Annotated in this window: 18 protein-coding genes; 7 read left to right on the top strand and 11 right to left on the bottom strand. The window is 74.2% G+C overall.

The window, feature by feature from the left end; genetic code table 11:
* The first annotated feature begins 33 nt into the window (after positions 1-33).
* Entirely contained in the window at positions 34-543 is a 510-nt protein-coding gene (locus tag AMK25_RS24205) for a hypothetical protein (protein WP_073830687.1), read from the top strand.
* A 9-nt stretch (positions 544-552) separates the two neighbouring features.
* On the opposite strand, the gene AMK25_RS24200 is transcribed toward AMK25_RS24205, so the two are convergent.
* Positions 553-1,200, bottom strand: a complete 648-nt coding sequence (locus AMK25_RS24200; protein WP_073830686.1) for an MOSC domain-containing protein — start codon at positions 1,198-1,200, stop codon at positions 553-555.
* A gap of 130 nt (positions 1,201-1,330) precedes the next feature.
* Here AMK25_RS24200 and AMK25_RS24195 point away from each other — a divergent pair, with 130 nt between their 5' ends.
* Together AMK25_RS24195 and AMK25_RS24190 are read left to right on the top strand one after the other, a co-directional pair.
* Positions 1,331-4,267 (top strand): Hsp70 family protein, encoded by a 2,937-nt coding sequence (locus AMK25_RS24195; protein ID WP_073830685.1) that lies wholly within the window; start codon positions 1,331-1,333, stop codon positions 4,265-4,267.
* A gap of 77 nt (positions 4,268-4,344) precedes the next feature.
* Complete coding sequence (locus AMK25_RS24190) at positions 4,345-6,468, top strand: M14 family zinc carboxypeptidase (RefSeq protein WP_073830684.1); 2,124 nt, start codon at positions 4,345-4,347, stop codon at positions 6,466-6,468.
* A 44-nt stretch (positions 6,469-6,512) separates the two neighbouring features.
* On the opposite strand, the gene AMK25_RS24185 is transcribed toward AMK25_RS24190, so the two are convergent.
* Positions 6,513-8,525, bottom strand: coding sequence for a propionyl-CoA synthetase (locus AMK25_RS24185; protein ID WP_073830683.1), 2,013 nt, complete (start codon positions 8,523-8,525; stop codon positions 6,513-6,515).
* A 194-nt stretch (positions 8,526-8,719) separates the two neighbouring features.
* Between AMK25_RS24185 and AMK25_RS24180 the strand changes: the two genes are divergently transcribed.
* Positions 8,720-9,199: a hypothetical protein gene (locus tag AMK25_RS24180; RefSeq protein ID WP_073830682.1), complete on the top strand. Its 480-nt coding sequence runs from the start codon at positions 8,720-8,722 to the stop codon at positions 9,197-9,199.
* A 52-nt stretch (positions 9,200-9,251) separates the two neighbouring features.
* Here the strand turns inward: AMK25_RS24180 and AMK25_RS24175 are convergent, their stop codons facing one another.
* Positions 9,252-9,794: a hypothetical protein gene (locus tag AMK25_RS24175; RefSeq protein WP_073830681.1), complete on the bottom strand. Its 543-nt coding sequence runs from the start codon at positions 9,792-9,794 to the stop codon at positions 9,252-9,254.
* 98 nt (positions 9,795-9,892) lie between these two features.
* Here AMK25_RS24175 and AMK25_RS24170 point away from each other — a divergent pair, with 98 nt between their 5' ends.
* Both AMK25_RS24170 and AMK25_RS24165 read left to right on the top strand, forming a co-directional pair.
* Positions 9,893-11,113, top strand: coding sequence for a GNAT family N-acetyltransferase (locus AMK25_RS24170; protein WP_241826465.1), 1,221 nt, complete (start codon positions 9,893-9,895; stop codon positions 11,111-11,113).
* Positions 11,114-11,454: 341 nt separating this feature from the next.
* On the top strand, positions 11,455-11,844 hold the full coding sequence (locus tag AMK25_RS24165; RefSeq protein ID WP_073830679.1) for a hypothetical protein: 390 nt from the start codon (positions 11,455-11,457) through the stop codon (positions 11,842-11,844).
* Between the two features lie 16 nt (positions 11,845-11,860).
* Here the strand turns inward: AMK25_RS24165 and AMK25_RS24160 are convergent, their stop codons facing one another.
* The 4 genes from AMK25_RS24160 to AMK25_RS24145 all read right to left on the bottom strand — a co-directional run bounded on the left by AMK25_RS24160 (position 11,861) and on the right by AMK25_RS24145 (position 14,900).
* The gene (locus tag AMK25_RS24160; RefSeq protein ID WP_073830678.1) at positions 11,861-12,331 is read right to left on the bottom strand and encodes a ribose-5-phosphate isomerase; all 471 of its coding nucleotides are present in this window, start codon (positions 12,329-12,331) and stop codon (positions 11,861-11,863) included.
* A gap of 71 nt (positions 12,332-12,402) precedes the next feature.
* A complete protein-coding gene (locus tag AMK25_RS24155; protein ID WP_073830677.1) occupies positions 12,403-13,602 on the bottom strand; it encodes a DUF1015 family protein in 1,200 nt (399 codons plus the stop codon).
* A gap of 133 nt (positions 13,603-13,735) precedes the next feature.
* The gene (locus AMK25_RS24150) at positions 13,736-14,080 is read right to left on the bottom strand and encodes a hypothetical protein (protein WP_073830676.1); all 345 of its coding nucleotides are present in this window, start codon (positions 14,078-14,080) and stop codon (positions 13,736-13,738) included.
* Between the two features lie 196 nt (positions 14,081-14,276).
* Positions 14,277-14,900, bottom strand: coding sequence for a mycothiol-dependent nitroreductase Rv2466c family protein (locus AMK25_RS24145; RefSeq protein ID WP_073830675.1), 624 nt, complete (start codon positions 14,898-14,900; stop codon positions 14,277-14,279).
* 229 nt (positions 14,901-15,129) lie between these two features.
* On the opposite strand from AMK25_RS24145, the gene pepN reads away from it, so the two are divergent.
* Positions 15,130-17,676 carry an aminopeptidase N gene (pepN, locus tag AMK25_RS24140; protein WP_073830710.1) on the top strand — a complete coding sequence of 849 codons (2,547 nt, stop codon included), beginning with the start codon at positions 15,130-15,132 and terminating at the stop codon, positions 17,674-17,676.
* A 141-nt stretch (positions 17,677-17,817) separates the two neighbouring features.
* Here pepN and AMK25_RS24135 read toward each other — a convergent pair whose 3' ends face one another.
* The 4 genes from AMK25_RS24135 to AMK25_RS24120 all read right to left on the bottom strand — a co-directional run bounded on the left by AMK25_RS24135 (position 17,818) and on the right by AMK25_RS24120 (position 21,162).
* Positions 17,818-18,231 (bottom strand): DUF5130 family protein, encoded by a 414-nt coding sequence (locus tag AMK25_RS24135; RefSeq protein WP_030502180.1) that lies wholly within the window; start codon positions 18,229-18,231, stop codon positions 17,818-17,820.
* Positions 18,218-18,520 (bottom strand): aa3-type cytochrome oxidase subunit CtaJ, encoded by a 303-nt coding sequence (gene ctaJ, locus AMK25_RS24130; RefSeq protein WP_443189924.1) that lies wholly within the window; start codon positions 18,518-18,520, stop codon positions 18,218-18,220. Before ctaJ ends, AMK25_RS24135 begins: the two co-directional genes overlap by 14 nt.
* A 56-nt stretch (positions 18,521-18,576) precedes the next feature.
* Entirely contained in the window at positions 18,577-20,049 is a 1,473-nt protein-coding gene (locus AMK25_RS24125) for an amidase (protein WP_073830673.1), read from the bottom strand.
* A 117-nt stretch (positions 20,050-20,166) separates the two neighbouring features.
* Positions 20,167-21,162 (bottom strand): amidohydrolase family protein, encoded by a 996-nt coding sequence (locus AMK25_RS24120; RefSeq protein ID WP_073830672.1) that lies wholly within the window; start codon positions 21,160-21,162, stop codon positions 20,167-20,169.
* Positions 21,163-21,165: the final 3 nt, after the last annotated feature.

Below are 21,165 nucleotides of genomic sequence, written 5' to 3'. Positions count from 1 at the left end.
AACCCGAGCGGATCGGACGACGTCGAAGCGGTCATGAGACTTCGTGCCCTGCTTGTCGTCGCACTGGCAGCTCTCGGCCTCGTCGTGGTCATGTCACCGGCCGAACCCGCCTGGGCGTGCTCGTGCGTCGGGTCCACCACCGAACAGGACGACCGCGCCGACAGCATCGTCGTCGGCACCGTCTCGCAGGTGACCGACCGCGGGGTCGGGCTCACCGTCGAGTCCGTCGAGAAGGGCGGCGCCCAGGTCGGGAACAGCCTCACGCTGCGCGTCTCGCCCGGCGAGGCCGCCTGCGGCTACGCCTTCCGCCTCGGCACCCGGTACCGGGTGAACTCGTCCGGTGGCGCCACCGGCGTGTGCGCCGGAATCCGCGAGCTGTCGGGCCCGGCGGAGGCCACCACGCCGTCCGTAGCCACGGCTGAGCGGACGCGGGCCGCGGGACCGCCTGCCTGGTGGATCGTCGGCGGCGTGACGGTGGCGGCGCTCGCCGCCGCCGGGCTGGTGGTGGCGGCCAGGCGGCGGACCGGACGCGGACACCCTTGACGGGCGCGGTCAGGACAGGCGGCGGCGGATCCGCGCCATGTCCTCCTCGGGCAGCGCGTCGGCCACCAGCAGCCGGGGCAGCAGCTCCGTCTCCAGCGTCGTGGCCCGGAACACCAGCGCCACCGTCACGTCGTGGTCGGGCCGGTGCACGACCTCGACCGGGTCTCCGGCCCCGACGCTGCCGGGCGTGACCACCCGCAGGTACGCCCCGGGCCGTACCTCCTCGGTGAACCGCTTCATCCAGCCGCGCTCGCCCAGCCACCCCTGGAACGTGCCGCACGGGATGCGCGGGCAGGTGACCTCCAGCACCAGGTCCGGGCCGATCCGCCACCGCTCGCCGATCAGCGCGCCGTTGACGTCCAGCCCGGTGGTCGTCAGGTTCTCCCCGAAGCAGCCGTCGGCGAGCGGGCGGCCCAGCTCGGCCTCCCAGTGGTCGAGGTCCTCCCGCGCGTACGCATAGACCGCCTGGTCGGCGCCGCCGTGGTGGGCCACGTCGTAGACCCGGTCGCCGGCGAGCCCGACGGCGCCGGTGCCCTTCGGTCCGGGCGCGGTGACGGCGACCAGGCCGTCCACGGGCCGCTTGTCGATGCCGGTGGCCCCGATGCCCTTCCACGGGTTCGGTTGCGGTCGGCCCACGTTGACGGAGATCACCCTCATGACGGCGACGGTATGCGGCGCAGGGCCGGACCGGCCAGTCCATTCCCCCGGGCCGGGTGAACAGCGAGGCGGCGCGGCCTGCGTACGATGCGGGCCGGACATCCTCGTCGGGTGGTGGAGGTAGCCGCGGATGGCAGGCCAGCAGGACGGTTTCGCCCTCGGCGTGGACCTCGGCACCTCGAACACGGTGGCGGTGCTGCGCTGGCCGGACGGGCGGACCCGGCCGGTGCTCGTCGACGGCCATCCGATCCTGCCCTCCGGCGTGTACGCCGACGCGGACGGTCACCTGCACGTCGGGCGGGACGCGCAGCGCCTGGCCCAGGCCGACCCGGCCGCCTACGAGCCGAACCCGAAGCGCCGGGTCGACGAGGAGACCGTCGAGCTGGGCGGGCGGGCGTACCGGCCGGCGGAGCTGCTGGCCGCGACGTTGCGCGCGGTCGCGGACGCGGCGGTAGCGGCGGTCGGGATGCTGCCCCCGGCGGTGGTCACGCACCCGGCGGCCTGGACGCCGGCCCGCCGTCAGGTGCTGCACGACGCGCTGGAACTCGCCGGCTGGCCGGCCGCGGCCGAGCACACGCTCGCCGGGCCGATCGCGCCCGGCACCCGCCTGCTGCGCGAGCCGGTGGCCGCGGCGCGTTACTTCACGCAGGTGCTGCGCCGGCCGGTGCCGGTGGGCGGTTCGGTGGCGGTGTTCGACTTCGGCGGCGGCACGCTCGACGTGGCGGTGCTGCGCAACGAGGGCGCCGACCCGTGGGGCGACTCCGGCTTCCAGTTGATCGCCACCGGCGGGATCCCCGACCTCGGCGGGCTCGACCTGGACGCGGCCCTGCTCGGACGGCTCGGCGAGCTGGTCGGCCCGGTCCATCCGGGCGAGTGGGCCCGGCTGGCCGATCCGACGACCACCGCCGAGCGGCGGGACCGCCAGCAGCTCTGGGACAACGTGCGCGGCGCGAAGGAGATGCTGTCCCGGGCCTTGGTGGCGCCGGTGGCCGTACCGGGGGTGGAGGCGGCGGTGCCGCTGACCCGGGAGGACTTCGAACGCCTGGCCGCGCCGCTGCTGGCCCGGGCGGTGACGGAGACCCGCGAGGTGACCGCCGCCGCCGGGTTGCGCCCGGAACAGCTCAGCGGCCTGTTCCTGGTCGGCGGGTCGACCCGGGTGCCGCTGGTGGCCCGGCTGCTGCACGCCGAGCTGGGCATCGCGCCGACGGTGCTGGAGCAGCCGGAGATGCCGGTCGCCGAGGGCGCGCTCACCGACCTGCCGCTGCCCCGGCGGTCCGGGCGCCCCGCCGTGCCGGCCCAGCTCGCGTCGGCCCAGCCCGCGCCCACGCAGCCCGAACCGACAGGGCCCGCGCCGGCCCCGGGCGGGGCCGGCACCGACACGGCGAGCGCCGCCACGGTCGCCGCCGGTGCGACGAGGACGAACCCGACCGCGCCCCTCGGCGGTCCGGACGCGGCGTCCGCCGGCCCGCACGGCACGCTGGTCGCCGACGGGCCCGTCCCGCAGACCCCCGCCACCAGGTACGACGGCACGCCGCTCGCCGGCCCGGTTCCGCCCCAGCCCACGAGGTACGACCACATGCCGGCCGCCCACGGTCCGGTTCCGCCGTACCCGGGTTACGGCGTACCCGGACCGTCCGCGCCCCCGCCCGGCGGCCGGCCGTCCGGCGTACCCGGAACGCCCTTCTCCCCCGCGCCGAACGGTGTCCGGCCCGGCGGCCGCCGGCCACGGCGCGGCCGGTGGATCGCGCTCGGCGCGGGTCTCGTGGTCGTCGCCGTGGCGGCGGCGGTGCTGCTCTGGGTGTTCCGGGACCGGCACCCGGCGCTGGACTTCCACACCGCCGATCTGGTGAAGACGGTGCCCGCCGGTGACACGCGGACGGGCCAGATGTTCACCGCGACGCTCGGGAACCGCTCCTATCTGGTCCGGTCGCTGCCCGACGGCCACCTCCACGTGAGCGCCGTCGAGGCGGCCACCGGCACGACGGTCTGGGAGAAGCGGACCGACGCGGCCACGCAGCGGTGGGCGGGGATCCGGGCGCTGCCCGACGGGCTGCTCGTCCTCGGCGAGGGCACCGGCAGCACCCCGCGCGTGCTCGCGGTGCTCGACGGCGATTCCGGCATGCAGCGCTGGCGGACCGACGTGGGTCGCGACGACGCGCTGTTCTTCGGGCCCGACACGGTGGTCCGGGTCGACCGCGCCGGCGAGCGCCTGGTCGGGCTGCGGCTGGACGACGGCCGGCAGCGGTGGGAGCGGCGCAACCCGCGCACCGAGTACGGCGACGCGCGCACGAAGGTGCTGCCGGTCGGCACCGGCGCGGCGCTGGACGGGCCCGGGAACGCCGAGGGCTCACCGCTCGTCCCGTGGGCGGGGAAGGCGGACCGGCTCGTGCAGGTCGGCGCGGACCGCTCGGTCCGGGTCCTGGAGCTGCGCAGCGGGAAGATCGTCAAGGACCGGGGCAACGTAGCAGGCCTCGACGATCCGATGGCCGCCCGCGACGACCGGCTGTACGTGGCGGAGGACGATCGTGGCCTGCGGCTGCTCTCCTACGACCTGGGCAGTCTCGGTACGCCCAGCGTGCTGTACGAGGCGCCGGAGCAGGGCGGCCGGGTGAAGGATCTGGTCACCTGCGGGGAACGTCGCGTGTGCCTGCTGGAGACGCCCGCCGGCGGCGCCGACGGCACCCGGGTGGTGGCGGCGACCGAGGGTGAGGGCACCCGGCAGTGGGCGGCGCCGCGCGCCGAGTCGCTGGTGCCGGTCGGTGAGCACGTGCTGGCCGTGCAGGGCTCGCCGGACGCGGTGACGCTGTTCGCGCCGGACGGCACGGCGAAGGTGCTGCGGGACCGGGACGGGTTCGCGGTCCGGCTGGATGCCGGCAACCTGCTGATCTTCTCCGAGGCGCCGAGCGCGTACGAGGACGACCGGGTCCTCGCCGGGACGGCTGTGGACGGCAAGCCGGTCGAGATGGGGCAGTTGAAGCAGATCCGAAGCGAGTCCTGCTCGTGGAACACGGAGATGCTGGTGTGCGGCGCGGACAAGGAGTTCCGGTTGTACCGGTTCGCCGGCTGACCGGAAGTGAGCTTGACAGCGATCGATGCCTCGACTGGTGTGAACGGCAGAGAGATCGACGTTCGTCAGGAGGCCCCGTGTTCGTCCGACGACGGTGGACCGCGCTCGCCACCACAAGCATCCTGATCGCCGCTGTCCTGTCCCATCCCGGCCCCGGCGCCGCCGCGCCGGCCGCCCCCGCGATCACGCTCTCCCCCGCCGAGACCGCCCTGGTACGCGTCCAGCTGGCCGACCGGGCCCAACTCGACCGCCTCGTCGCCGGCCGCGCGGACCTGGCCAACCGTCCCCGCTCCCGCGACGGCGAGTGGATCGCCGACCTGGTCCTCACCGGCCGGCAGCTCGCCGACCTCACCCGGCAGGGCGCCACCGCCCTGCAGGTGGTGCAGCGGGCCGACGACGGCACCCGGCGGATCGCCGAGAGCCGCCGCGCCGCCCAGGAGCGCACCCGCGCCGGGCTGCGGACGAGCGGCGCCGCCACCGCTGTCGACACGCTCCAGTTCCTCCAGGCGTACTGGTGGACCACCGGCGGGCGGACGTTCGTCCAGGCCCAGGTCGCCACCACCGCCACCGACGACCCGGACGTGGAGATCACCGTCACCTGGCGTACGGCCGACGGCGCCACCGGCTCGTTCCCGCTGTACCGCTTCGAGGACTCGGGCGAGTACCAGTACCACTACGCGCTGCCGCAGCCGGTGCCCAGCCGGCCGGTGCAGTTCACCGCCACCTCCAGCCTGGGCGGGACGAGCCGGCCGGTGACGCCGTCGCTGTGGCCGAACGCGACCCCGCCGCCGCAGCCGGCCGGCTACCAGAAGGACTTCATCGACGCGTACCTGACGCCGGTGGACATCAAGGCGCGCATCGCCCGGCTCGGCCGCCAGTACCGCGACCTGGTCGACGTCATCGACCTGCCGAACAAGACCCAGGGGTACCGCCGCAACGCGGCCGCGTACCTGGGCGACCCGGCGGCCGCCGCCGTCGTGGTGGAGTCGGTCCGCTTCGGTGACCAGGGCATGAACGGCGTGCAGGTACGCACCGTCGACCCGGGCCGGCCGAACCGGCCGCTGAGCATGCGCTACCGGGACCGGGTACTCACGATTTCGCTGGCCACCGACCGGGCGGGCACTGTGACGAGCACCACCGACGACGTCGCCGCCCTGATCAACGCGCCGCGCGGCGCCCGCTTCCGGGCCACAGTGGAGGAAGGCTCGGCCGGGCTGCCGATGCCGGTCGCCGGGCCGGTACGCCTCGACGACGGGCTGCAGGGCACCGAGGTGCCGGCCCGGCCGTGGACGGTGCAGGCGCTGCGCATCGGCAAGCACCGTGACGGCTCCCGGATCGGCGTGCTCGCGTACTCGCAGGAGCACGCCCGCGAGTGGGCCACCCCGCTCGTCACGCTGGAGTTCGCCGAGCGGCTGCTCGCCAACGCCCGGACCGACGCGGCGACCCGCAAGCTGCTGGAGCAGGTGGACGTGTTCGTCATCCCGACGGTCAACCCGGACGGCGCGAACTACTCGTTCCACGACTACAACTTCCAGCGCAAGAACCTGGTCAACCACTGCGCCGGCGAGGCACGGGACCCGAAGTACCGGAACATGTGGGGCGTCGACGTCAACCGCAACTACACCGTCGGATCCCTGTTCGACGGGTACGTGGGCGCGAGCACGAACTGCCTGGCCGGCAACTACGCGGGCACGGCGGAGTTGTCCGAGCCGGAGAGCCGCAACGTGATCGACCTGGCCAAGGCGCACCCGAACATCAGGTTCGCGATGAACGTGCACTCCTACGGCGGCTACTTCATGTGGCCGCCCGGGGCGTACAGGGCCGACGGGCGGGTCACGCTGCCGCGCCCGTCGATCGACGAGTCGACGCTGTTCCTGGACAGCGCCCGGCGCATCGTCGGGGCCATCGCGGCCGAGCGCGGCACCGTCACCTGGCCGTCGCAGACCGGCCCGGTCGCCGACGTGCTCTACTCGGCGGCCGGCAACTCGGCCGACCAGCTCTACTACGAGCTGGGCATCTTCGCCTGGGACTTCGAGGTCGGCAACGACAGGTGGAACGAGGCCACCGGCCAGTGGGAGGGCGTCGGCTTCCAGCCGCCGTTCGACGAGGCGCACGGCGAGGCGCAGGAGTACGCCGGCGGCCTGGTGGAGCTGGTCCGGGTGGCCCGCGACTACGCGGCGAGCAACCCGGTCCGGCGCTGAGGGCAGGCGGTCCCCGGCCGGTGGAAGTCCGGCCGGGGACCGCGTCAGCCCTGCCCGTCTCGGTCCGCGGTGCCGAGGTCGCGGAAGACGGCGAGCGCGCCCGGGTCGTCGATGGTCGCCGGGACCGGCTCGTCGCGCCCCTCGACCAGGCCCCGCATGGTGCGGCGCAGGATCTTCCCGGAACGGGTCTTGGGCAGCGCCGGCACCACAGTCACCCGGCGGAACGCGGCCACCGGGCCGATCCGCTGCCGGACCAGCGCGACCAGTTCGGCGGCGAGCGCGTCCGGGTCCACGTCGGCGCCGGCCTTGAGCACCACGTACCCGCTGGGCACCTGCCCCTTCAGCGCGTCGGCCACGCCGATCACCGCGCACTCGGCCACCGCCGGGTGCGTCGCCAGGACCTCCTCCATCGCGCCGGTGGACAGGCGGTGCCCGGCCACGTTGATGACGTCGTCGGTGCGGCCCATCACGTACAGGTAGCCGTCCTCGTCGAACCGGCCGCCGTCGCCGGTCAGGTAGTGACCGGGGAACGTGGACAGGTAGGAGCGGACGAACCGCTCGTCGTCACCCCAGAGCGTGGGCAGGCAGCCGGGCGGCAGCGGCAGCCGGATGACGATCGAGCCGTCCGTGCCGGGCGGCACGTCCCGGCCCGCGCCGTCGACCACGCGCACGTCGTAGCCGGGCACCGGCACCGTCGGCGACCCCGGCTTGATCGGCAGCGGCTCCAGGCCGCGCGGGTTGGCCGCCACCGGCCAGCCGGTCTCCGTCTGCCACCAGTTGTCGACAACGGGTACGCCGAGCCGCTGCCCCGCCCAGGCCCAGGTGTCCGGGTCCAGCCGTTCACCGGCGAGGAAGAGGGTACGCAGCGCGCTCAGGTCGTACCGGTCGATGTGCGCGCCGTCCGGGTCCTGGCGGCGGATCGCCCGGATCGCGGTGGGCGCGGTGAACAGGGCGGCCACCCGGTGCTCGGCGGCGACCCGCCAGAACGCACCGGCGTCGGGGGTGCCGACCGGCTTGCCCTCGTAGAGCACAGTGGTCGCGCCGGTGAGCAGCGGCGCGTACACGATGTAGGAGTGGCCGACCACCCAGCCCACGTCGGAGGCGGCCCAGAAGACGTCGCCCGGCTCGATGCCGTAGACGTTGCGCATCGACCAGCGCAACGCCACCGCGTGCCCGCCGTTGTCCCGCACCACGCCCTTGGGCCGGCCCGTGGTGCCGGAGGTGTAGAGGACGTAGAGCGGATCCGTGGCGGCCACCGGCTCGCACGGCGCCGGTTCCGCGTCCGCCATCACCTCGGCCCAGGTCAGGTCGCGGCCCGGCACCAGCGGGGCGGGCTCCTGCGGGCGCTGCACCACCACGCAGCGCTCCGGCGAGTGTGCGGCCTCGTCCAGCGCGGCGGCCAGGATCGGGTGGTACGGCACCACCCGGTCGGCCTCGATGCCGCAGGAGGTGGCCACCACCACCTTCGGCCGCGCGTCGTCGATCCGGACGGCCAGCTCGTGCGCGGCGAAGCCGCCGAAGACCACCGAGTGCACCGCGCCGATCCGGGCGCACGCCAGCATGGCGATCACCGCCTCCGGGACCATCGCCAGGTAGAGCAGCACCCGGTCGCCCCGGCCGACGCCGAGCCGGCGCAGCGCACCGGCGAACCGGGCCGTCTCGGCGAGCAGTTCGGCGTAGGTGAGCGTGCGGACCGTGCCGGTCACCGGGCTGTCGTGGATCAGCGCGGGCTGGTCGCCCCGCCCGGCGGCGACGTGCCGGTCGAGCGCGTTGTGGCAGGTGTTCAGCACCCCGTCGGGGAACCAGCGGTACAGCGGCGCTGCCTCCTCGTCGAGGATGCGCTCCGGCGGGATGACCCAGTCGATGTCGGCCGCCGCGTCCCGCCAGAAGCCGGCCGGGTCGGCGATGCTCCGCTCGTACGCTGATCGATACGCGCCCATGCCGTCATGCTGCGCGGCGGCGGCGCGGCGGCACGACGGCCGGACGGGTCCGGTGCGCCGGAAGCACGCCCCGGCTCGCTGAACGGCCGCCCACGGCGGTGGGCGGCGGCCGCTCAGCCCAACGGGCGACGGATGAAGCCCGTGGGGCGGGGTAAGGCAACACGGTCCTGGTGGAGAGACGACCGGTGCCGCGGCGTACCGCGGCCGGGCACGCGGGCGGGCGGCGAGATGCCGTCCCGCCCGCGCATCCCAGGACCGACCCGGGCAAACCGACTTTGATCAATGACGGCCGTCGACTAGCGTGCGCAGGCGTGAAATCGAACCGGATCTTCCCGATCCTCCTGACCTGTGCCGTGCTGACCCTCGCCGGGTGCGGCGACGAGAAGCCCTCGACCACGGCCGGGCCGGCGGCCACGTCGGCCTCCGCGGTCCCCTCCACGGCGGCACCCTCGCCGTCGTCGGCCGCCGTGAGCGACAAGGACCTCTGCACCGCCGCAGAAAAGATCAACAAGGACATGCGGACGAAGCTCATGGCCGTCGTGCAGGGAGGCGGCGACCTGACGAAGGAGACCGGCGCGATCCTGACCGAACTCGGCGACCGGGTGACCAAGCTGGCCGGAACCGCCGGCGACGGCGAGGCGGCCACCGCCCTGAAGGAGTTCGGCGCGGAGGCCGGCAAGGCGGGCTCGGCGCCCGACCCGGGCACCGCCGCCGACAACCCCGCCATGGAGAAGGCCAGCAAGGACATCAACGCCGCCTGCAAGACGGCCGGCGCAACGACCACCTTCTGACGCCGACGTCCCCTGTCGTCCGTCCGGCGTGCGCCGGACGGACGACAGTCACCTAGACGCCTGTCACCCAGTTCCAGGCGGAGACCACCCACTCGGTCTGCTGCAGGTACGCCACCCCCACGCCGACCAGGAACAACGCGGTGACCAGGTGAGCGCCCTTGGCGCTGCGGCGCACCCGGCCCAACTGCCGCTCCAGGATCAGCCGCCCGAGCAGCCGGGCCAGCGCGAACAGGCCGGCCGCGGTGAGCAGGCTGAGCACGAACGTGAGCAGCGGGGCGATCAGGTTGCCCCGCCCGGAGATCGCCCAGATGCCCCAGCAGACGAACGCGAACAGGGCCCCGGCGGCGCTCAGCTCCCCGCCCTTGCGAGCCTGGGCGAGATGCCAGCTCATCGGCCGGCGCGGCGCCGGCTCACCGGCCCAGTCGCCGTGCTGCTCGACGGTGGGGAACTGCTCGGTGCGGGGCGTACGCGGCGTGCGCGGCTGACCGACCGCCGCCACCCCGCGCTGGAACGCGTCCCGCTGCGGGGGCACCACCCCCGGCTGGGGCGGCACCTCCACGGTGCGCTCGGCCCACGGCTGTGTCTGGTCCGCCATCTTCGTCCTCCCCCTCGACCGATTCCGGCCTCGGTTCCGAGGGTAGCCAGCCCGCAAATAGGGTGCCGACCCCCGTCACGGTGCGATACACACGTGCCGTGAACGACGTGCTGGTATCCCGGGCTGAGGACTTCGACGACATCGCGGCGCTGCTGGCGCTGGCCTTCCACGGCGATCTCGACCCCGACGTGCAGGCGCTCGAACGCCCGATCTTCGAGCCGGACCGGTCGTTACTGGTCCGCGACGGCGGGACGGTCGTGGCAAACGCCGCCGCGTTCAGCCGCGAGCTCGCGGTACCCGGCGCGCACGTGCCGGCCGCGCACGTGACCATGGTCGCTGTCGCACCCACGCACCGGCGGCGCGGCCTGCTCACCACGCTGATGCGCCGCCAGCTGCGGGACGTCCGCGACGCCGGCCGGGAACCGATCGCGGTGCTCTGGGCCAGCGAGAGCCGCATCTACCCCCGCTTCGGCTACGGGTCGGCGGCCCCGCGGTACGTGCTGTCCGTGGACACCACCGGGCTGCGCCTGCCCGCCCCGACGTCCGCCGAGGGCACGCTGCGACTGGACCGCCCGGACGCGCACCGGGACGAGCTGGCCCGGCTGTACGAGCAGGCACGCGCCGACCGTCCCGGCTGGTCCCGCCGCGACGAGCGCTGGTGGTCGTACCTGCTGGCGGACATCAAGGCCCACCGGGGCGGCGCCACCGAACGCCGGGTGCTGCTGCACGAGGGCCCCGGCGGGCTCGACGGGTACGCGCTCTACCGGACGAAGGACAGCTCCTCGGCCACCGGCCCGCAGGCCGAGACGCATGTCGGCGAAGTGGTGGCGCTGACACCGGAGGCGTACACGGCGCTGTGGCGGCTGCTGCTCTCGGTCGACCTGACCCGCCGGCTGTCGTTCCCGATCGCGGCAGTGGACGAGCCGCTGCTGCGGCTGGTGGACGAGCCCCGCCAGCTCTCCCCGCAGCTCGCCGACGCGCTCTGGGTACGGGTGGTGGACGTGCCGGCCGCGCTCGCCGCCCGGCGCTACGCCACCGACGTCGACGTGGTGATCGAGGTAACCGACGAACTGCTGAAGGAGAACACCGGCCGCTGGCGGCTGGTCGGCGGGCCCGACGGCGCGCAGTGCACGCCCACCACCGCCCCCGCGGCGCTGGCCTGCGACGTACGCGCTCTCGGCGAGCTGTACCTCGGCGGCGCGAACCCGTCCGCGCTGGCCGCCGCCGGGCACGTCCGGGAGCTGGTCCCGCACACCCTGACCGCGCTCACCCCCGCGTTCAGCTGGCACCGCGCCCCCTCCCCCATGGAGGTCTTCTGACCGCCCGCGCGCGAGGGCGCGCGCCCCGCCCCGGCCCGCCGATCATGAAGTTAGCGGCGCAAACCGTCCGGTTTGTTCCGGCCAACTTCATGATCGTGCTGGCGCGAGCAGGGAGCACTGGCAGCAGCGGGGCCTTCGGGAGACCGTCTGTGATCGTCGGCGCGCGCCTCGTCGACCTTGGAGTTGTGGCACCTCACATACCTCGCTCAGGGGGCACTCCGGGCACCACAACTCCATGATCGGCGGAGGGCTGGCTCGGTCGGGTGCGCCGGGGAGCGTGTGTGGGGCAGCGCGGGGTGCGAGCGGCGCGCGGGTGGCCGTGGGGAGGGTACGGTCGGGGAATGGGTGAGGCGGAGCGACGGCGACGGCGGCTGCGGCATCACGGCGAGAGCGGCACCCCGGTCGACACCCCCGGCACCGGCGACACAGCCGGGGCGACCACCGCCAGCACCGCCCCCGTACACGACGACGTGACGCCCCGGTCCCCGCGCGTCGGCCGGCCGGGCGAGCCGGAGCCCCGCGCGCGCCGCGCCGCGCCCGCCGAGGAGGGCGAGCGCGGGCTGCGCGGGCTGGTCGGCTCCGGCTCGTCGCAGGTGAGCGTCACCGCCGCGCTGCGGGCACGGGACGCCGCCCGCCCCACCGACGACGATCTCGCCGCGGCCGAGGAGCGGGTGGTGCTGATCCGGCGCAACTGGGTGCCCCGCGAGGAGCTGCCCCGCAACGGGCGGTGAGCCCGGCGGCGTCCGGTCAGGCGGGCAGCTCGGGCAGCTTGCGGCTCTGCTCGTAGGCGGCCACCTGCTCGATGCGCCGGCTGTGCCGGGGGTTGCCGGAGAACGGCGTGGTCAGGAACGCCTCGACCAGCGCGGTCGCCTCGTCCAGCGTGTGCTGGCGGGCGCCGATCGCGACGACGTTGGCGTCGTTGTGCTCGCGGGCCAGCTGGGCGGTCTCCACGTTCCACGCCAGCGCCGCCCGGACGCCGGAGACCTTGTTCGCGGCGATCTGCTCGCCGTTGCCGGAGCCGCCGATGACCACGCCGAGGCTGCCCGGGTCACCGACCACCCGGTCGCCGGTGTGCAGGCAGAACGCCGGGTAGTCGTCGTCCGGGTCGAAGGCGTGCGGACCCACGTCCACCACCTCGTAGCCCTGCTTGGCCAGGTGGTTGGCGAGGTGCACCTTCAACTCGAAACCGGCGTGGTCGGATCCCAGGTAGACGCGCATACCGCGCAGTCTGACAGGCCCGCCTCCGGGTCGGCGCACCGGCGGCGGCCCGGAGGCGGTACGTCACACGGTCAGTGCGGCAGCTCGGCCACGACCAGGCCGGCCCGCGCCTTCGGGGTGAACCAGGTGCTCTTGCGGGGCATCTTCTCCCTGGCCAGGTTCACCGCGACGAAGTCGTCCACGGTCACCGGCGCGACGAGCACCGCCAGCTCGGCCCGGCCGGCGTCGACCTCGCCGACGAGCCAGCTCGCCGGGTAGTCGCCGCCCACGTACGTGATCCGCTTGTCGCCCGGGTCGAGACCCAGCGCGTCGCGCAGCAGCAGACGCTCGACGAGCGCGTGGTCGAGGTTCTCCAGCCGGCCGGCGCCGACGTGCGGCAGCGTCACCGCGTACCCCCGGTCGCCGAGGTAGAGGCGCACGACGCCGCCGGTCGCCGGCACGTCCACCGGCCCGTCCACCGGGGTGATCTCCGCGCCCGCGGCACGCAGCCGGTCGAGCAGCTCGTCCGGCGTGGTGGTCAGCTCGCTGACCAGCCGGTTGTAGGGCTGGATGGCGACCGACGCGGGCGTGGTGACCACCGCCAGGAAGCGCGGGAACCCGCCGGTCTGCGCGGCCAGGCTGCGGTGGTTGCCGTCCGCGACCACCAGGTCCCCGCCGCCTGCGAGCGCGGTCAGCTCGTCCTGCGCCGGGCCCGGGCCGAGCAGCCAGATGGCGTGCGTGCGACCGGACTGGTCGACGTCGGTCGCGGCGGGCGCCCCGGCCGCCTCGGTCGCCGCCGCGAGCGCGGCGTGCAGCTCGTCGCCCTTGCCGGTCTGGAGCAGCAGTACGGGCGAGAGCAGGTGACCGATCGCCTCGGCCAGGGCGACGCGCTCGCGCACCTTGGCGATGAACACGTCCTCGTTGCGGATCACCAGACCCGGCTCGTCGGCGCGGGTGGAGATCTGGTCGGTGTCGACCATCGCCCACAGCCCGTACGCGCTCTCCTCGCCCGGCGCGCTGATCCGGTAGAGCACCACGACCTGCTCGGCCGGGGTGTAGCTGCCGTCCGCCTTCGCCTCGGCCAGGCGGGCCACCGCGTCCGGCAGCGCGTCGAGGAAGGACTTCCCGAGGCTGCCCGGCGCCCGGTGGGGCATCTCGATGCCCAGAGCGCTGTGCGGATTCGCCTCGACGATGGAGGTGATCTCCGCGTCGTCGGCGAACTCGTCGTAGTTCTGCGCGCCGGTGCCGCCAGTGGTGATCCAGGCCCGGGTGATCGGATGCACGACCGTCATGTCCGCTGACGCTACCCGGGCCCCGATCGCCCCCGCCGCCGGACTCACCCGCTTACCACCAGGTGAAAGGAAGGGCCCCCTGTTAACGCCTCCGGTAGAGGAAGGGCCCCTTCTTAACACCGGGAAGGGCGACTCAGGCGGTGGGGTTACGGTGCCGGCCCGGGGTCGGACGGCGGGCCGGCGCGGCGGGGCGGGAGCCGGCGTTGAGGCGTACCGTCGTCGCACCCGCGGCGGCCGGGTGGGCCGCGGCGCCGGTCCGCGACGGCGCCCGCCCGGGCCGGACGGTTTCGGCCGGCGGCGTCATCCGCGAGGTGGCCACCACCCGGGCCACACCGACCACGATCGGCGGGGCCAGCAGGTCGGCCACCTCGGCCGGGCCGGCCGGCCAGTCGCTCTCGGTCACCGACCAGTACGTCGCACCGGAGTCCTCGGCCGCCTGCTGCGGCGCGTAGTCGGACATGCGGCGGTGCTTAGCCATGGGAACGCCTCCAGGAGCTGCCGTGGTGCGGCCCCGCGCGGGCCGTCGGCTGGGACACCCGGTGAAACGAGCCCCGCACCGGCCCGGTGACGGGCGGCGCGGGGGCTCGGGGCGCGGCGTCGCGAGGGCCCGGGGTGTTGAGAAGGGCCCCTTCCTCTACCGGAGGCGTTAAGAAGGGGCCCTTCCTTGCACCGCGTCAGTCGAAGATGGGGCCCTGCTCGCGGGTGCGCTTGAGCTCGTAGAACCCGGGGGTGGCGGAGACCAGCAGCACGCCGTCCCAGAGGCGGCCGGCGGCCTCGCCCTTCGGCGCCGGGGTGATCACCGGGCCGAAGAAGGCGACCTGCCCGCCGTCCGGGCCCGGGGCGTGGACCACCGGCGTGCCGACCTCGGTGCCGACCGGCCGCATGCCCGCCTCGTGGCTGGCCCGCAACGCGTCGTCGTACTGGGTGGACTCGGCGGCGTCGGCGAGCGCCGGGTCCAGACCGACGTCGGTGAGCGCGCCCACCAGCATGTCGCGGCCCAGCTCCTCCTTGCCGAGATGGATCCGGGTGCCCATCGCGGTGTAGAGCTTCGCCAGCGCCTCGGCGCCGTGCGCCTGCTCGACGGCGATGCACACCCGCACCGGACCCCAGCCCTTGACCATCAGGTCCTGGTACTCCTCCGGGAGGTCCCGGCCCTCGTTGAGCACGGACAGGCTCATCACGTGGAACCGGATGTCCACGTCCCGGACCTGCTCGACCTCGAGCAGCCAACGGGAGGTGATCCAGGCCCACGGGCACAGCGGGTCGAACCACATGTCCGCGGTGACACGTTCGGTCACGGTGTCATCCCTTCACGACTTCGTCCGCGCCGGGGACCCGGCACGGTCACCCCCGATCCTCCACCCCCTGCCGTATCGACCGGTACCGGAATGAGAGCGTGACCTCGACCACCGAGAGCGGTCCGTGCATGGAAGACTCGGTTCTCAGCGGACCGTCACGAGCGGGCCGGGAAAGACCGGTGCCGCGGGGCGCGGCGAGACGAGTGGGATGGAGACGAACGTGCCGGGAGTGCGCAACCTGACCCAGGTCGAGGCGACCGAGCGGGCCCGCCTGCTCGAGGTGACCGGGTACGACATCAGCCTTGACCTGTCGACCGCGGTGCAGCCCACCGGTCGCACGTTCCGCTCGGTGACCGAGGTCCGGTTCCGCTGCGCCGAGCCGGGGGCCACCACCTTCATCGAGGCGGCCGCCGAGTCGGTGCGCTCCGCCACGCTCAACGGCGAGCCGGTCGACCTGTCCGGCTGGTCCGCCGAGAAGGGCCTCACGCTGACCGGTCTGGCCGCCGAGAACGTGCTCGTGGTCGACGCCGACTTCGGCTACTCCAACAGCGGGCAGGGTCTGCACCGCACCGTCGACCCGGTGGACGGCGAGACCTACCTCTACAGCCAGTTCGAGACCGCCGACGCGCAGAAGGTCTACGCCTGCTTCGACCAGCCCGACCTGAAGAGCGTCTACACCTGGCACGCCACGGTGCCGGACCACTGGCGGGTCGTGTCGAACATGCCGGTGGCCCGTGAGGAGGCGGCCGGCGAAGGGCTGAAGACGGTGCACTTCACCGTCTCGGAGCGGATGAGCACGTACATCACCGCGCTCTGCGCCGGGCCGTACCACGAGGTGCGCCGCAGCCACGACGGCATCGACATGGGCTACTTCTGCCGGGCCAGCATGGCCCCGCACATGGACGCCGACGACCTGCACCTGATCACCACGCAGGGCTTCGACTTCTTCCACGAGAAGTTCGGCGTGCGTTACCCGCTGCCCAAGTACGACCAGCTCTGGGTGCCGGACTTCAACGCCGGCGCGATGGAGAACTTCGGCTGCGTCACGCACGCCGAGTCGCACTACATCTTCCGCTCGCAGGTCACCGACTTCGAGTACGAGCAGCGCGCCAACACGATCCTGCACGAGCTGGCGCACATGTGGTTCGGTGACCTGGTCACCATGCGCTGGTGGAACGACCTGTGGCTCAACGAGTCGTTCGCCGAGTGGGCGAGCCACTGGTGCAACACGCACGCCACCCGCTTCACCGACGCGTGGACCACGTTCCTGTCGATCCGCAAGAACTGGGGTTACCGGCAGGACCAGCTCTCCTCCACCCACCCGGTCTACTGCGAGATGCCGGACCTGGAGGCGGTCGAGGTCAACTTCGACGGCATCACGTACGCCAAGGGCGCGAGCGTGCTCAAGCAGCTCGTCGCGTACGTCGGCGAGGAGCCGTTCCTGGCCGGCCTGCGCGCCTACTTCGGCAAGTACGCCTGGGGCAACGCCACCTTCGACGACCTGCTCTCCGAGCTGGAGACGGCCTCGGGCCGGGAGCTGCGCAAGTTCGCCGCCCAGTGGCTGGAGACCGCGCAGGTCAACACGCTGCGCCCGGAGGTGACCATCGGCGCCGACGGCACGTACGAGCGGGTGGTGGTCCGGCAGGAGGCGCCGTCGGGCTACCCGACGCTGCGTACCCACCGCATCGGCGTGGGCCTGTACGACCTGACCGACGGCCGGTTGGTGCGCCGGGAGCTGATCGAGACCGACGTGACCGGCGAGCTGACCGAGCTGTCCGCGCTGCACGGCAAGCCGGCCGCGGATGTGCTGCTGCTCAACGACGAGGACCTCACGTACGCCAAGCTGCGGCTGGACGAGCGGTCGATGGCCACCGTGGTGCAGCACATCGCCGGCTTCGACTCGTCGCTGGCCCGGGCGCTGTGCTGGACGGCCGCCTGGGACATGACCCGCGACGCCGAGCTGTCGGCCCGCGACTACGTGGCGCTGGTGCTGGCCGGGCTGACCGCCGAGACCGACATCAATCTGGTCACGGCCACGCTGCGGCAGGCGACCACCGCGCTCACCTTCTACGCCGACCCGGCGTGGGCGCCGACCGGCTGGGCGGACCTGGCCCGTACCGCCCGGACCGCGCTGGCCGCCGCCGAGCCGGGCAGCGGTTTCCAGCTCGCCTGGGCCCGCTCGTACGCCTCGTCGGCCCGCTCCGGCGAGGATCTGGCGACGCTGCGCGGCTGGCTGGAGGGCAACGGGGTGCCGGAGGGGCTGACCGTCGACACCGAGCTGCGCTGGACCGTGCTGCAGTCGCTCGTGGCCAACGGCGCGGCCGGTGCCGCCGACGTGGACGCGGAACTGGCCGCCGACCGTACCGCCAGCGGCGAGCGGGAGGCCGCGTACGCGCACGCGCTGGTGCCGACCGAGGAGAACAAGGCGGCGGTGTGGGCGCTGCTCACCGGCCCGGACGCACTGCCCAACTGGCGCAACCGGGCGCTGCTGCAGGGCTTCACCCACTCGGCGCAGGTCGAGCTGACCGCGCCGTACCGGGAGCGGTACTTCGCCACCGTGGACCAGGTGTGGGCGCAGCGTGACAGCGAGCCGGCGCAGGAGTTCGTCCAGCTCGCCTACCCGGCGCACCTGGTCGAGGAGGACACGGTCGCGGCCACCGACGCGTGGCTGGCCCAGGACGGGCGGCCGGCGTCGCTGCGGCGGCTGGTGGCCGAGGGCCGCGACGGCGTGGTCCGCGCGCTGAAGGCCCGCGAGCGCGACGCCCGCACCGCCTGAACAGAGGTACGGGGGCCGGCGTGGGTGGGAGCCCACGCCGGCCCCCGGCCGAGAACACGGAAAAGCTTGGCTCCCGCCGAGAACACGGAAAAGCCCGGCCCGCGCGGTGCGCGGGCCGGGCTTCGTCGTGTGCGGGGCGGGTCAGCCCTTGCCGGCGTGACTGGCGAGCTGGTCGAGGCCCTGGATGATACCGCCGGCCAGGTCGCCGCCGCCGAAGGCGGCCACCATGGAGAGCGCGGCCAGCTTCGCGTACGTGTCCGGGATGCGCTTGCGCGCGTACCGGCCGGTGACGACCTCCAGCTGCCGCTGGTTGGGCGACACCGCGATCAGCACCGAGCGGTCGGGCTCGGCGAGCTGGCGGTGCAGCCGCTCGGCGTGCTCCCGGATCGGCTCGTCGAGCCCGCCGACGTAGACCGAGAAGACCAGGCCGGTGCCCTGGTCGGCGAGGCGCAGCGCCTCGTCGATGCGGAGCAGCTGACGGGTCGAGAACGGTCCGTCCAGCACGTCGGGCGGAGTGTCCGTCCCCGTCGTGGGCCGCGCTTCACCAACGGTCACTTGCGCCTCCGGTTCCACCGGCCGGCGCCTCCCGGCCGGCCTGCTCCTGCTTGCGGCTGGTCAACGCCGGCGCCTGCGCCCCGGCGGCCAGCGCCGTGCCGGCCGAGTCGGCCAGCTGCTCCGGACGGCCCAGGAACCAGACCGGAGTGAAGTCGAAGGGCCGGCCCGGCCGGTAGCGCTTGGCGCCGCCACCGTTGCCACGGCTGCCGACGGCCGCGAGGCCGGCGATCAGCAGCACCGCGGCGGCCGGGATGCCGACGAAGACCACCAACGTCTCGGTAACAGACAATCCCAACGCCCCCAGGCGGAAAGAGAGACCAGGAATGGTTCGGGTCGGGTGACCGGTCAGGACCGGCCGCGCCCCACCTCACTTGTGATGTTCACGTTAGCGGAGTCGGTGGCCAGCCAGATTGCGGGGTGCTGATCCCATCCGCCACTCGAGTGCTCAAGCTGCGCGGCAGTGGCGACCAATGTCGCGTCGTCGCCGTACCGGCCGGTGAGCAGCACCCCGACCGGCAGGCCGTCGGCGGTCCGTCCGACCGGCAGCGAAACGGACGGATCGCCTGTGACGTTGAAGACCGCGCAGTACGGCGAGAAGCGCCGCTGCCTGTCGAAATCCTCCGCCGGTTCGAGGGCGGCGAGCGCGCCCACCGGCATCCGCGGGGCCGCGAGCGTCGGGCAGAGCAGCAGGTCACAGCCGGCGGTACGGCGCACGCCGAGGCGTACCTGCGCCTGCAGCTCGCCGAGCGCGGCCATCAGCGCGGGGACGCCCAGCGCCGCGCCGCGGCCACGCAGGAACCGGGTCAGCGGCAGCAGCTCGCTCTCCCGGTCGGGCGGGACCGGCGTGACCGCCAGCGCGTACCAGAGGGTCTCGAACAGCGGCCACGCCTCGGGGCCGAGCGGCGCGGGAACGTCGACCACCTCGTGCCCGGCGTCGGCGAGCAGCGCGGCGGCCCGGTCGACGGCGGCGACGCAGTCCGGGTGGACCGGCTCGTCGGCGAGCATCGGCGTGGTGAAGCGGCCGACGCGCAGCCGGCCGGGCCCGGTGGCGCGGGCGGACCGGGCGACGCCGAGGTAGCCGCCGGCGGGCGCGGCCGGCGGCAGGTACGGCTCGCCGGGCACCGGCCGGGCCAGCACGTCGAGCATCGCGGCCACGTCGGCGACGGTACGGCCGATCGGCCCGTTCACCGGCAGCCCGAAGCCGCCGAAGCCGAGTGGCCCACCGGAGACCATGCCCCGGCTCGGTTTGTAGCCGATCAGGCCGCAGAGCGCGGCCGGGATGCGCAGCGAGCCGCCGCCGTCGGAGCCCTGGGCCACCGGCACCAGCCCGGCGGCGACCGCCGCGGCCGCGCCCCCGCTGGAGCCGCCCGCGGTGTACGCGAGGTCCCACGGGTTGCGGGCGGGCGGCGCGACCCGCCCCTCTGAGTAGAGCGAGCAGCCCAGTTCGGAGGTGGTGGTCTTGCCGACGCTGACCAGTCCGGCTTCGGCCAGGAGGCGGACCACGTCGGCGTCGACCGGCGGGACGAAGTCGGCGAAGGCGGCCGAGCCGAAGGTGGTGCGTACCCCGGCGGTGAGCGTCAGGTCCTTGATCGCGGTCGGCACCCCGTGCAGGGGATGCCGGTCCGCCGCCGGGACCGCGTCGGCCGCCCGGGCCGCCGCCCGCGCGTGCCCGGCGGTGACAGTGACGAACGCGCCGACGGTGTCGCCGAGCGCCTCGACCCGGCGCAGGTGGTGCTCGACCAGCTCCAGGCTGGACAGCTCGCCCCGGCGGATCGCGGCGGCCTGCTCCAGCGCGGTCAGGTCGTGCGGCTCGGCCATGCCGTCCATCCTGCCGGGCCGGTGGCCGGGAGGCCGGGCGACACGTCCGGCCTGCCCTGAACAGCGCCGGGTGCGTCCGTCGACTCTAGGGCGACGACGGACGCACCCGCGCCGGCCTCAGCGGCCGAGGAACCGCAGCGCGTTGCCGCCGAGCAGCGCGGCCCGCTGCTCGTCGGTGAGGAAGTCCGCCCGGTGCACCACCTGGCCCACCGGCCGCTCTCCCAGCGGGTACGGGTAGTCGCTGCCGAGCAGCACCCGCTCGGCGCCCATGGTGTCCACGAGCAGCCGCAGCGCGGCCGGCTCGAAGACCACCGAGTCGACGTGGAACCGGTCCACGTACGAGCTGGGCGGCGCGCTCGACGCGCCGCGTACCAGGTCGCCGCGGCGGTGCCAGGCGTTGTCGGCGCGACCCAGCCAGAACGGGAAGCTGCCGCCGCCGTGCGCGAAGCAGATCCGCAGCGTCTCCGGCACCCTGTCGAACACGCCGCCGAGGATCAGCGCCAGCACCGACAGGTGCGTCTCGGCCGGCATCCCGGTCAGCCACCGGGCCATCCACCGGTCCAGGCGGGGGCCGCCGGGCATGTCCCACGGGTGCACGAAGACCGGCGCGCCGACCTCGGCGCAGTGGGTGAGGAACTGCACGATGCCCGCGTCGTCCAGGTCGCGGTCGCCGACGTGGTTGCCGATCTCCACCCCGGCGTGCCCGGCCGCCAGGCAGCGGTCCAGCTCGGCGCAGGCCGCGTCCGCGTCCTGCAACGGCACCTGGCAGAACGGCACCAGCCGGTCGCCGCCGGCCGCGGTGACCTCGAGTGTGAGGTCGTTGAAGATCCGGGCCACCTTGACCGCCTGGTCGGCCGGGCGGTCGTAGCTGAAGAAGACCGGGGTGGGCGAGACGACCTGCACGTCCACGCCGTCGGCGGACATGTCGGCGAGCCGGGTCGGCGCGTCCCAGCACTGGGCGCCGATCGGCCGGAACTCCGTCTCCCCCACCATGATCATGGCGGCGCGTTCGGAGTCCACTCGCAGCCAGGGCCAGCCGGACCCGCCGCACGCCGCGGCGAGGTCCGGCCACCCCTTCGGTACGACGTGCGTGTGCACGTCCACGACCGGCACGCG

Source organism: Micromonospora sp. TSRI0369 (assembly GCF_001905625.1).
Taxonomy (GTDB): domain Bacteria; phylum Actinomycetota; class Actinomycetes; order Mycobacteriales; family Micromonosporaceae; genus Micromonospora; species Micromonospora echinospora_A.
Note: the sequence above shows the minus strand (reverse complement) of the source record. Positions and strands in the feature narration are given on the sequence as shown.

Bases quoted from the DNA above. Each gene is read 5' to 3' on its own strand.
- AMK25_RS24175 (WP_073830681.1), bottom strand. From the start codon at position 9,794: ATGGCGGACCAGACACAGCCGTGGGCCGAGCGCACCGTGGAGGTGCCG.
- AMK25_RS24200 (WP_073830686.1), bottom strand. From the start codon at position 1,200: ATGAGGGTGATCTCCGTCAACGTGGGCCGACCGCAACCGAACCCGTGG.
- AMK25_RS24125 (WP_073830673.1), bottom strand. From the start codon at position 20,049: ATGGCCGAGCCGCACGACCTGACCGCGCTGGAGCAGGCCGCCGCGATC.
- AMK25_RS24160 (WP_073830678.1), bottom strand. From the start codon at position 12,331: ATGCGCGTCTACCTGGGATCCGACCACGCCGGTTTCGAGTTGAAGGTG.
- AMK25_RS24155 (WP_073830677.1), bottom strand. From the start codon at position 13,602: ATGACGGTCGTGCATCCGATCACCCGGGCCTGGATCACCACTGGCGGC.
- AMK25_RS24150 (WP_073830676.1), bottom strand. From the start codon at position 14,080: ATGGCTAAGCACCGCCGCATGTCCGACTACGCGCCGCAGCAGGCGGCC.
- AMK25_RS24195 (WP_073830685.1), top strand. From the start codon at position 1,331: ATGGCAGGCCAGCAGGACGGTTTCGCCCTCGGCGTGGACCTCGGCACC.
- AMK25_RS24205 (WP_073830687.1), top strand. From the start codon at position 34: ATGAGACTTCGTGCCCTGCTTGTCGTCGCACTGGCAGCTCTCGGCCTC.
- AMK25_RS24165 (WP_073830679.1), top strand. From the start codon at position 11,455: ATGGGTGAGGCGGAGCGACGGCGACGGCGGCTGCGGCATCACGGCGAG.